Here is a 10,452-nt window from a genome sequence, read left to right as displayed (position 1 = left end):
GCTGGACCGGCTCGCCTTCGTGCACCAGACGGTGCGCGAGGCCGCGCTCAGCCGCAGCACGCCTGCAGGCTGATGCCATGCAGCCGCTCGTTCCACCGGCAGTGCACGATCGTGCCCGCACCGGCCGGCACCGGGCTGCGCCCCTGGCGGCGCAGTCGCGAGGAGCAGCCGGCCCGGCAGGCGATCAGCGCCCCCGGGCGCACACGGTGGACGGACAGGCAGCGGACAGAAAGATCCATGATGAACACTCCAGGGCAAATGATGATCAGCCCCGAAACCACACGGGACCACTGACTTCAGGATAGGCATCGCGCCTGTGCCGGCCTGTGAGTCCGGACCGCGACGGCCTGTCGGTCCTGTCCTGCAACCGCCTCCCGATGAACCGAGCCGAACCCATCGACCATCCTCCCGTCGACCGCCGCCTGTGGTGGCGCTTCGTCGCGATGGCCCGTCCGTACTGGAGCGGCGCCGAGCGCACGCGCGCCATCGGCCTGCTGGCGCTGCTGATCGTGCTGCTGCTCGGCCAGACCAGCTTCAACGTGCTGTTCAACCAGCAGAGCGGCGAGTTCACCTCGGCGCTGGCCGCCGGCGACGCCGAACGCTTCTGGCGCGCGATCCGCCATTTCAGCCTGCTGCTGGTGGTGGCCGTGCCGCTGTGGGCCTGCTACTACTTCGTGCGCGACACGCTGGGGCTGCGCTGGCGGCGCTGGCTCACGGCGCACCTGCTCGGGCGCTATCTCGGCCACCGCGCCTTCTACCGGCTGACGCAGCAGTCCGGCGCGGCGATCGACAACCCCGACCAGCGCATCGCCGAGGACGTCAACAGCTTCACCGGCCAGTCGCTGTACTTCCTGATGGTGCTGCTCGGCGCGCTCATCGAGCTGGTGGCCTTCACCGGCGTGCTGTGGTCGATCTCGCGCCTGCTCGTCGCCTTCCTGATCGTCTACGCGGTGGCCGGCACCTGGATCACGATCGCGGTGTTCGGGCGGCCGCTGATCGGGCTGAACTTCCGCCAGCTGCGCCGCGAGGCCGACTTCCGCTTCGGCCTGGTGCGGCTGCGCGAGCATGCTGAGCCGATCGCCTTCCACGAGGGCGAGCGCGAGGAGCTCGGCCGGCTGCGCGGCCTGTTCGCCAGCCTGTACGGCAATGCGCGCCAGGTGCTGCGCTGGCAGTTCGGCCTGAACCTGTTCCAGTACGGCCACAGCTTCCTGACGATGGCGCTGCCCAGCATCATCATCGCCGACCAGGTGCTGTCGGGCGAGATGGAGGTCGGCCGCGCGATCCAGGCCGCCGGCGCCTTCTCGGCCATCCTGGGCGCGCTGACGCTGATCGTGCAGCACTTCGAGAGCCTGAGCCGCTTCGGCGCCGGGGTGAACCGGCTGCACGAGTTCAGCCGCGCGCTCGACCGGCTCGAGGCCGGCGGCGGCCGCAGCGACAGCCGCATCGAGACGCTGCCCGGGCGCGACTTCGCGCTTGAGCATGTCGCGGTGATGACGCCGCAGCGCGAGCACCTGCTGATCCGCGACCTGTCGCTGACGATCAGCGACGGCCACGGCCTGCTGATCGAGGGCCCGAGCGGCTGCGGCAAGAGCTCGCTGCTGCGTGCGATCGCCGGGCTGTGGACCACCGGCTCGGGCCGCATCGTGCGGCCCGACGGCGACGAGGTGATGTTCCTGCCGCAGCACCCCTACCTGGGCACCGGCACGCTGCGCGACGAGCTGCTCTACCCGCATCCGGAGCGGCCGCTGCCCGACGAGGAACTGCGCGCGCTGCTGCGCGAGGTCAACCTGCCCGACCTGGCCGACCGCGTCGGCGGGCTCGACGCGGTGCGCGACTGGGCGAAAGTGCTGTCGACCGGCGAGCAGCAGCGCCTGGCCTTCGCGCGGGCCCTGCGCTCGCGGGCTCGCTTCGTCATCCTGGACGAGGCCTCCAGCGCGCTGGACGCGGCAAACGAGGCGCTGCTGTACGCGCGGCTGGTGGCCGCCGGCAGCACGCCGGTCAGCATCAGCCACCGGCCGGCGCTGCTGGCCTATCACCAGCAGGTGCTGCGGCTGCATGGCGACGGCGGCTGGTCGCTGCACCCGGCGCGCGGCCACCGCTTCGGCGAGGGCGGCGCCGATGCAGCCTGATCAGGCTGCCGGCGTGACGCCCGCGTGCGCCGCCTGCTGGTCGGCGTGGTAGCTCGAGCGCACCATGGCGCCCACCGCCGCGTGCGTGAAGCCCATCTTGCAGGCCTCAGCCTCGAACATCTTGAAGGTGTCCGGGTGCACATAGCGGCGCACCGGCAGGTGGTGGCCGGAGGGCGCCAGGTACTGGCCGATGGTCAGCATGTCGATGTCGTGCGCGCGCATGTCGCGCATGACCTCGAGAATCTCCTCGTCCGTCTCGCCCAGGCCGACCATCAGGCCGCTCTTGGTCGGGACATGCGGTACCTCTTCCTTGAAGCGCTTGAGCAGCGTCAGGCTGAACTGGTAGTCGGCGCCCGGGCGCGCTTCCTTGTACAGGCGCGGCACGGTCTCCATGTTGTGGTTCATGACGTCGGGCGGCGCGTCCTTCAGGATCGCCAGCGCCTTGTCGAGGCGGCCACGGAAGTCGGGCACCAGCACCTCGATCTGCGTCTGCGGCGAGGCCTCGCGGGTGGCGCGGATGCACTCGGCATAGTGGCCGGCGCCGCCGTCGCGCAGATCGTCGCGGTCGACCGAGGTGATGACGACGTACTTCAGCTTGAGTGCCGCGATCGTCTTGGCCAGGTTGGCCGGCTCGTCCACGTCCAGCGGATCCGGGCGGCCGTGGCCGACGTCGCAGAACGGGCAGCGCCGGGTGCACTTGTCACCCATGATCATGAAGGTCGCGGTGCCCTTGCCGAAGCATTCGCCGATGTTCGGGCAGCTCGCCTCCTCGCAGACGGTGTGCAGCTTGTGCTCGCGCAGGATCTGCTTGATCTCGTAGAAGCGCGTGGTCGGGCTGCCGGCCTTGACGCGGATCCAGTCGGGCTTCTTCAGCGTCTCGGCCGGCACGATCTTGATCGGGATGCGCGCGGTCTTGGCCTCGGCCTTCTGCTTGGCGGTCGGGTCGTAGTTCGCGCCGGTCTGCGCGGTGTGGGTGACGTTGTCGGTCGGCATGATGCGTCCAGGATCCCGATGGGGATGGAGAGGCGGCGGAGCGGATGGGCGGAAGGCGTCGTAGCCGGCGGGCGGCGTCGCCCTCAGCGGCTCAGCAGACGGGCGAGGTAGCGGGCCAGCAGGTCGGCGGCCGTCGCCCAGTCGGTCGAGACGCCGAGTGTAGCCAAGTCGACCGTGCGCAGCCCCGGATAGCCGCAGGGATTGATGCGCTCGAAGGGTTCCAGATCCATCGCCACGTTCAGCGCCACGCCGTGGTAGGTGCAGTGGTTGCTGACCTTGATGCCCAGCGCCGAGATCTTGCCCAGGCCGCGGAACGGATCGCGCGGATCGGCCGGGCCGGTGAGCGCGCCGTGCGCGAACGGATCGTCCAGCCGCACGTAGATGCCGGGCGCGCCGGCGACGCGGTGACCGGTCACGCCGAACTCGCCCAGCGTGCGGATCGCCGCCTCCTCGACGCGGTAGACGTATTCCTTGACGAAGATGCCCAGCCGGCGCAGGTCGATCAGCGGGTAGGCCACCACCTGGCCGGGGCCGTGAAAGGTCACCTGGCCGCCGCGGTTGGTCGCCACCACCGGGATGCTGCCTGCGCCCAGCACATGCTCGGGCCGCCCGGCCACGCCCTGCGTGAAGACCGGCGGATGCTCGCACAGCCAGAGTTCGTCGGGCGTGTCGGGCGTGCGTGCCTCGGTGAAGGCACGCATCGCATCGAAGGTGGGCACATGCTCGACCCGACCGAGCATGCGCAGCAGCAGGCCGGACAGGTCAGCGTGGGCAGGGATCGTGGCGGCAGTCATGCGACATTGTCACACCGCCCTGCCCCGCCACGGCCCGTCCGGCCGGACTTCAGGCGGCCAGCGCGATGTCGACCCCGCCCAGCGCGCTGCCGAGCCGGTGGAAGGCACGCGCGCGCAGCGACTGCGCGTCCACCGCATCGCCGATGCGCTCGAGCACATCGGCGGTGCGCAGCAGCAGGGTGCAGCGCAGGCCCAGATCCTCGCTGCGCTCGACGCGGCGCGCCAGGTCGAAGGCGGTGTCGCGCACCTGCTCGATGGCCAGCCGCGCGGCGGCCGGACGATCGCGCTCGACCCACATCCGCAGCAGCCGATCCATCGCCTCGAGCAGTTCGGCCGTCGCCCGGATGCCCTCGGCATGGCTGCCGGTGGCGCTGACCGAGCGCTGCGTGCGCGCCAGCAGCCACTGCGCGTGCTCGAGCGTCTCGTCGTCCGGCCCGGCCTCGGCCATCGCCTGGTCGGCCGCCGCCAGCAGCAGCCGCGCCATCTCGAGATGGTCGCGCCGCTGGCGGGCCTGCTCCAGCCGCTGGATCCAGCCGTCCTGACGCGCCGCCTGTTCCAGCCGGCCGCTCGCCTTCTCGTGATGCATGTTCATCGACATCGCTTCTTTCCCCCGCTTGCCGGCAACGCTGAAACCGGTCGCTCGACAGGCCTCGATCCTAGGCAGGCCGGCGCGCGATGACTCCCCCTCGCCTCAGGGTGAGCCGGAAAAGCGGCGGGATCGCCGTGCAATCAGCACGATCGATGCACGACGCTCAGAGCGTCGGATAGGACAGCGTCGCCAGCGTCAGCGCGATGCCGGTCCACAGGATCGCGGCCTGCAGCAGCGACTCGCGCAGTGCCGGACGGCGTGCGCCCCAGCGCAGCAGCCGCATCAGCAGCAGGGGCCAGAAGAAGAAGTCCACATCCTTCAGATAGAGCGAGCCCTGGCCGGCGCAGGCCAGCGCCGCCGCACAGATCAGGATCTGCGCGCTGGCCAGCCGGTCGCTGCGCAGCGCGTTCCAGCTCCAGGCCAGCACCAGGGCGATCAGCGCCGGACTGGCCAGATGCACCGCCAGCAGCGCACCCTCGATGCGGTCCAGCCGCGAGAACACGAAGCCCCCGCCGACCAGCGCGGGCGACAGCGCATACAGCACCACCCCCCCCGGCCACAGCAGCAGGAAGCGATGCAGCAGCACGGCGGGCCGGACCCGCCGGTTGATGCGGTCGCCCGCCTGCAGGCCCAGCACCAGCAGCGCCAGCGCGATCAGGAAGGCACGGGCTTGCGGCAGCGGCAGCGTGCCCGACAGACCCGGCGCCGGCATCTCGCGCCAGGTCAGATGGATCGTCAGCAAGGCCAGCAGCGCCACGCCCGCCTTGGGCAGCAGCGCCAGCCAGCGACGACGGCGCCAGTCATCCAGACAGGAAGCGGCCACCGCCGCTGCGCCGGACGGCTCGACCGTGACCGTCAGCGGCAGCAGCACGACCGGCGCATGCCGCGACAGGCCACGGGTCAGCCGCGGCACCACCAGGCCCAGCATCAGCAGCAGCATGGCCAGCGCTTCAGGATGCCCCCACAGCGCCGGTCCGAACTGGAAGGGCGAAGCGAAGAAGGCGCTCGCCAGCAGTGCCGCCTTCTGCCAGTCCGTGCCCAGGCGCAGGGCGATCTGCAGCAGCAGCAGCGTCGAGGTCAGATGCATCACCAGCCCGGCCGCACGCATGCCCTCGAGCGACAGGCCCAGCGCACTGACCAGCGCATAGAAGGCCGGGCCGTGGCGGCTGTGCATCTCGGTCAGGAAACTGCGCCAGGGCAGCGTCTGGTACTGGTGCAGCACCACGCTGTGCAGGCTCTCGAAGGTGTGCTGCGCGCCCCGGCTCGGGTTGTAGGACACCGCCAGCGCCATCCAGCCCAGCACGATGAAGGCCAGCACCAGGAGCGCGATCAGATCCCAGGGCGGCTGGGTCTCGATGTCCGTCTCTGTCGTGTTGGCATTCACGATCCCCTCCATGACAATTTGTTACATCAATCCTAAGGATGCCTGAAAATTGTGTCAACAAATTTGCCAACTTTGTCACAACCGGAGCGGATCGGGTGTGATCTGGAAGGCACTCCGGCGCGTCAATCCAGGGAACGCGGGGCCGGACGACGCCACCATCTCAGTCCGAGAAGCAACAGCAGTGCCAGCACCTCGGGAGCGATCTCGGCCAGCCGACCCTTCGAGGCCCGCATCCAGGCCAGATGCAGCAGACCGAGCGGCGCGATCAGATAGACCAGCCGGTGCAGCCGCTGCCAGCGCCGGCCGCCGAGCGCGCGCATCGCGCGGTCGGTCGAGGTCAGCGCCAGCGGCAGCAGCAGCACGAAGGCCAGGAAGCCGATCAGCGCGAACGGCCGCTTGCCCAGATCCCTGGCGATCGCCGCCGGATCCAGGCCCATGTCCAGCCAGGCATAGGCCAGCGCATGCAGCAGCGCATAGGCAAAGGCCCACAGCCCGACGGTGCGGCGCCAGCGCACGGGGCCGTTCAGGCTGGAGAGGCGCCGCAGCGGCGTCAGCGCCAGGCCGGCCAGCAGCAGGTTCAGGGTCCAGTCGCCGGTGCCGCGCAGCAGCGTCTCGGCCGGATTGACGCCCAGGCCGCCAGCCCAGCCGGTGCTGCCGCGCACGATCCAGCCCAGCAGCGGCAGCAGGCACAGCAGCCAGACGGCCCGCCTGGCGCCTGGCCGGCGCAGCACCGCGTCGAGGCGGGCAAGCGCAGGCGCGCTCATCAGAAGAACTTCTTCAGGTCCATGCCCGCGTACAGCGAGGCCACCTGCGCGCCATAGCCGTTGAAGGGCAGCGTCGGGCGCTTGCGCGCGAACAGGCCGTCCTCGCCGATGCGCCGCTCGGTCGCCTGGCTCCAGCGCGGGTGGTCGACCTCCGGGTTGACGTTGGAATAGAAGCCGTACTCCTGCGGCGCCGAGCGGTTCCAGGCGGTCAGCGGCTGGCGCTCGGTGAAGCGGATCCTCACGATCGACTTGGCGCTCTTGAAGCCGTATTTCCACGGCACCACCAGCCGCACCGGCGCGCCGTTCTGGTTCGGCAGCACCTCGCCGTAGAGGCCGAAGGCCAGCAGCGTCAGCGGATGCATCGCCTCGTCCAGGCGCAGGCCCTCGACATAGGGCCAGTCGAGCACCCGCGAGCTGACGCCGGGCATCTGCTTCGGATCGGCCAGCGTGTGGAACTCGACATACCTGGCATTGCCGGTCGGCTCGACGCGGCGGATCAGCTCGGCCAGCGACCAGCCGACCCACGGGATCACCATCGACCAGCCCTCGACGCAGCGCAGGCGATAGATGCGCTCCTCCATCGGCGCCAGGCGCAGCAGCGCGTCGAGGTCGAGCGTCTGCGGCCGCTTCACCTCGCCCTCGACGACGACGCTCCACGGCCGGGTCTGCAGCCGTCCGGCCAGCCGCGCCGGATCGGCCTTGTCGGTGCCGAACTCGTAGAAGTTGTTGTAGGCGGTGATGTCGGCGTAGGCGGTCGAGCGCTCCATCGTCGTGGCGCCGGCCACCGCGCTGCGCGCGCCCGGCAGCGCGGCCAGACGTCCCGGCCGGACAGGTGCGGAGGCCGACTGCGGCTGCGCCTGCGCCTGCGCCTCGCGCCCGGCCCAGCCCGCCAGCGCCAGGCCACCCGCGCCGGCAGCGAGCTGGCGCAGCCAGTCGCGGCGGCGATCGTGGATCTCGCGCGGCGTGATCTCGCTCGAGCGCGGATGAATGAAGCCGTGATCGGGATGGGCGTGGGGTCGGACAGGCATCGGGCGCTCCAGGGCGGACAGCAGGGCAGCAGGACAGCCCTTCTGTCGGGGAAGACGCCCGATTCTTACAGCGGCCGGCGACGCGGACGGGCAGGCACCGGCTCGTCCCCGCCGATCGTGGGGATCAGCGTGTCGCCGCCAAAGGCGGTCGAGGGCCCGTCCCCCCAGAGCTGCAGCGCATTGCGCTGGAAGCGGTCGCGGAAGTTCTTGCGGGTGAAGAGCTTGTGCTGCGCCTCGGGCGGCAGGTCGGTGATGCAGATGATGTTGCGCGCCACCAGCACATCGACCAGATCCTCGAGCACCCGGATCAGCCCGGCGTCCAGGCTGGCGAAGGCCGCTTCGGTGGCGGACTCGCCCAGCAGCTCGGCCAGCTCCGGGTGATCGGCCGGCACCGCCTCGCTGCCGGGTTGCGGATCGCGGTGCACGCTGGCGATGCGACCGCTGGCGTCGCGCAGGATGTGGGGCATGGCAGGGAACCTCTCTGCCCCGCGCTATCGGCCGGGCGCCGCCCGGGCTGAAGCGCCGCTCAGGCGCTCACAGCTCGCCGTAGGAGTGCAGGCCCGACAGGAACATGTTGACGCCGAGGAAGGCGAAGGTCGTCACCACCAGGCCGACCAGCGACCACCAGGCCGCGACCTGGCCGCGCAGGCCCTTGACCAGGCGCATGTGCAGCCACGAGGCGTAGTTCAGCCAGACGATCAGCGCCCAGGTTTCCTTCGGGTCCCAGCTCCAGTAGCCGCCCCAGGCCTCGGCGGCCCAGAACGCGCCCAGGATGGTGGCGATGGTGAAGAAGGCGAAGCCCAGCGCGATGGCGCGGTACATCACGTCGTCGAGCACCTCGGGCGCCGGTGTACGGGCGCCGATGACGCCGCGGGCAACGATGGTGAAGGCGAACAGCGCCAGGCAGCCGCCCAGCATGCGCATCGTCTTGAGCAGCGCCTGCGAGATCTCCGGCGACACGCTGCCGAAGGCCCAGAAGCCCGCCAGCACCAGCAGCACCGCACCCGGCACGCCCACCAGGCCGAGCCACAGCGAGCGCGGCGGCGCGGTCTTGACCAGATAGGCCAGCGCGACCATCGCCGCCAGCGCGAAGGTGCCGTAGCCGACGAAGTTGGCCGGCACATGGATCTTCATCCACCAGCTCTGCAGCGCCGGCACCAGCGGCTGGATCTCGTGCGCACCGCGCGAGACGGTGTACCAGAGCAGGAAGCCGACTGCGGCGCTGACGATCAGCATCACGAAGCCGCCCAGCGAGCGGGTGGCGTAGTGACGCTCGTAGTAGAGGTAGATCAGCGTCGTCATCCAGACGAACATCACGAACACCTCGTACAGATTGCTGACCGGGATGTGGCCGATGTCCGGGCCGATCTGATGGCTCTCGAACCAGCGCACGAAGGTGCCGATCAGCGCCATCACCACCGAACCCCAGGCCAGCCAGGAGCCGATGCGCTGCGCCGCGTCGCTGCCCGAGAGCAGGCCGGCCCAGTAGGCGATCGTGCTCATGAAGACCAGCACGCTCATCCAGAGAATCGCGCTCTGGCTGGAGAGCATGTACTTCAGCAGGAAGACCTGCTCGGCGGCGGCCAGGTCGGCGCCAAAGGCGTCGGTCTGGCGCAGATAGAGCGAGATCGCCATCAGCGAGGCGGCGCCCACGCCCAGGCTGAGCGTGCGCAGCGGCCCCCAGAACCAGCCCAGCGCGATCAGGCTGGGCACCGCACCGATCAGGATGCCCTCCTCGTAGCCGTTCATCGCCGCGCCGTAGCGCTGCCAGACGAAGACCGCGCCGCACAGCAGCAGCAGCGCGAACAGCCAGTCGTAGAGGCTGCGCGAACCGAAGTAGGACGCACGGCCGAGCTGCAGCGTCGTCGTCGTGGTCGTCGGGGACGCGGTGGTGGTGTTCATGGCGGCGGCGGGGGAGGCAGAGGGATCAGGGCTTCAGCATCCTCGACGCCAGCGCGTCGAAGTCCTTGTCGTTGTCCAGCGACTGGCGGGTGGCCGACAGCGCCATCGTCACCGTGGTGCGCGTCGCGTCGGCCGGTCCTTCGATCCAGATCCACAGCCGGCGTTCCCGGATGTAGAGCATCGCGAACACGCCGATGATCAGCAGCACGCAGCCGGCATAGACCAGGGTCTTGCCCGGCGCGCGGGTGAGCTGGAAGACGCTGGCCTGGATCTGCTCGAAGCCGGTCAGGCTCAGCACCACCGGCGCCGGGTAGGCGAAGGAGTCCGACAGCGACAGCACCGCCTGGCCCATGAAGCGCTGGGTGGCGTCGCTGGGCTGCAGCGGCGCATGGCCGGCGCGCTCGCGCACCAGATTGGTCAGCTCGAACAGGCCGCCGTTGAGGATGCGGATCAGCACCTCGGAGGTGCGGGCGCGGTCGGCCTCGGGCACCGAGTCCTCGATGAAGTCCTGCAGCGCCTGCAGGCCGGCGCTGGGTGCCGCCTGGCGCACCACTTCGTCGCCGGCATAGAGCGTCAGCGCCCGCAGCACCGAGGTCTCGAGCTGGCTGGCCAGCTCGGGCTTGCCGTCCGGCGCGGCCTGGCGCACATAGCGGCGCGCCGCCTCGGCCCGGCTGGCCGGATCGGCCAGCGCGGCGCGCAGCCCCATCCAGTCGTCCATCGTGCCGCGTTCGTCGGCCGGAATGCGCAGATAGCGGAAGGGCTGGTCGGGCGTGTCGCGCACGCCGACCAGGAAGACGGACAGACCGTCCAGATCGACCGGCAGCATGTAGTTGCTGTACTCGCGGGCCTGGCCGGCGGCATCGCGCAGC

11 protein-coding genes are annotated in these 10,452 nt (G+C 70.4%); 1 reads left to right on the top strand and 10 read right to left on the bottom strand.

Annotated features, from left to right (window positions below; genetic code table 11):
* Nucleotides 1-47: 47 nt before the first annotated feature.
* Nucleotides 48-239: a hypothetical protein gene (locus HZU84_RS19585; RefSeq protein WP_149504831.1), complete on the bottom strand. Its 192-nt coding sequence runs from the start codon at nucleotides 237-239 to the stop codon at nucleotides 48-50.
* Between the two features lie 138 nt (nucleotides 240-377).
* On the opposite strand from HZU84_RS19585, the gene HZU84_RS19580 reads away from it, so the two are divergent.
* The gene (locus HZU84_RS19580) at nucleotides 378-2,129 is read left to right on the top strand and encodes an ABC transporter ATP-binding protein/permease (protein WP_149504832.1); all 1,752 of its coding nucleotides are present in this window, start codon (nucleotides 378-380) and stop codon (nucleotides 2,127-2,129) included.
* Here the strand turns inward: HZU84_RS19580 and lipA are convergent, their stop codons facing one another.
* From lipA to HZU84_RS19535, 9 genes are all read right to left on the bottom strand, one after another.
* Nucleotides 2,130-3,122, bottom strand: coding sequence for a lipoyl synthase (gene lipA / locus HZU84_RS19575; RefSeq protein WP_149504833.1), 993 nt, complete (start codon nucleotides 3,120-3,122; stop codon nucleotides 2,130-2,132).
* 83 nt (nucleotides 3,123-3,205) lie between these two features.
* A complete protein-coding gene (lipB, locus tag HZU84_RS19570; RefSeq protein ID WP_375139045.1) occupies nucleotides 3,206-3,862 on the bottom strand; it encodes a lipoyl(octanoyl) transferase LipB in 657 nt (218 codons plus the stop codon).
* 103 nt (nucleotides 3,863-3,965) lie between these two features.
* Nucleotides 3,966-4,508 carry a hypothetical protein gene (locus tag HZU84_RS19565; RefSeq protein WP_149504835.1) on the bottom strand — a complete coding sequence of 181 codons (543 nt, stop codon included), beginning with the start codon at nucleotides 4,506-4,508 and terminating at the stop codon, nucleotides 3,966-3,968.
* 160 nt (nucleotides 4,509-4,668) lie between these two features.
* Entirely contained in the window at nucleotides 4,669-5,889 is a 1,221-nt protein-coding gene (locus HZU84_RS20340; RefSeq protein WP_219341019.1) for a hypothetical protein, read from the bottom strand.
* A 122-nt stretch (nucleotides 5,890-6,011) separates the two neighbouring features.
* Nucleotides 6,012-6,653 carry a protein-methionine-sulfoxide reductase heme-binding subunit MsrQ gene (locus HZU84_RS19555; RefSeq protein ID WP_149504837.1) on the bottom strand — a complete coding sequence of 214 codons (642 nt, stop codon included), beginning with the start codon at nucleotides 6,651-6,653 and terminating at the stop codon, nucleotides 6,012-6,014.
* Nucleotides 6,653-7,681: a protein-methionine-sulfoxide reductase catalytic subunit MsrP gene (gene msrP, locus HZU84_RS19550; protein ID WP_149504838.1), complete on the bottom strand. Its 1,029-nt coding sequence runs from the start codon at nucleotides 7,679-7,681 to the stop codon at nucleotides 6,653-6,655. Before msrP ends, HZU84_RS19555 begins: the two co-directional genes overlap by 1 nt.
* A gap of 65 nt (nucleotides 7,682-7,746) precedes the next feature.
* Nucleotides 7,747-8,148 (bottom strand): hypothetical protein, encoded by a 402-nt coding sequence (locus HZU84_RS19545; RefSeq protein ID WP_149504839.1) that lies wholly within the window; start codon nucleotides 8,146-8,148, stop codon nucleotides 7,747-7,749.
* Nucleotides 8,149-8,215: 67 nt separating this feature from the next.
* The gene (ccsB, locus tag HZU84_RS19540; RefSeq protein ID WP_149504840.1) at nucleotides 8,216-9,583 is read right to left on the bottom strand and encodes a c-type cytochrome biogenesis protein CcsB; all 1,368 of its coding nucleotides are present in this window, start codon (nucleotides 9,581-9,583) and stop codon (nucleotides 8,216-8,218) included.
* Nucleotides 9,584-9,608: 25 nt separating this feature from the next.
* A partial coding sequence (locus HZU84_RS19535; RefSeq protein WP_180693102.1) for a cytochrome c biogenesis ResB family protein occupies nucleotides 9,609-10,452 on the bottom strand: 844 nt, incomplete at its 5' end.

It is taken from the genome of Sphaerotilus sulfidivorans (assembly GCF_013426975.1).
GTDB lineage: Bacteria > Pseudomonadota > Gammaproteobacteria > Burkholderiales > Burkholderiaceae_C > Sphaerotilus > Sphaerotilus sulfidivorans.
Note: the sequence above shows the minus strand (reverse complement) of the source record. Positions and strands in the feature narration are given on the sequence as shown.

Coding starts and splice junctions, on each gene's coding strand:
- HZU84_RS19585 (WP_149504831.1), bottom strand. CDS start 239: ATGGATCTTTCTGTCCGCTGCCTGTCCGTCCACCGTGTGCGCCCGGGG.
- lipB (WP_375139045.1), bottom strand. CDS start 3,862: ATGCTCGGTCGGGTCGAGCATGTGCCCACCTTCGATGCGATGCGTGCC.
- ccsB (WP_149504840.1), bottom strand. CDS start 9,583: ATGAACACCACCACCGCGTCCCCGACGACCACGACGACGACGCTGCAG.
- HZU84_RS19555 (WP_149504837.1), bottom strand. CDS start 6,653: ATGAGCGCGCCTGCGCTTGCCCGCCTCGACGCGGTGCTGCGCCGGCCA.
- lipA (WP_149504833.1), bottom strand. CDS start 3,122: ATGCCGACCGACAACGTCACCCACACCGCGCAGACCGGCGCGAACTAC.
- HZU84_RS19580 (WP_149504832.1), top strand. CDS start 378: ATGAACCGAGCCGAACCCATCGACCATCCTCCCGTCGACCGCCGCCTG.
- HZU84_RS19545 (WP_149504839.1), bottom strand. CDS start 8,148: ATGCCCCACATCCTGCGCGACGCCAGCGGTCGCATCGCCAGCGTGCAC.
- msrP (WP_149504838.1), bottom strand. CDS start 7,681: ATGCCTGTCCGACCCCACGCCCATCCCGATCACGGCTTCATTCATCCG.
- HZU84_RS19565 (WP_149504835.1), bottom strand. CDS start 4,508: ATGAACATGCATCACGAGAAGGCGAGCGGCCGGCTGGAACAGGCGGCG.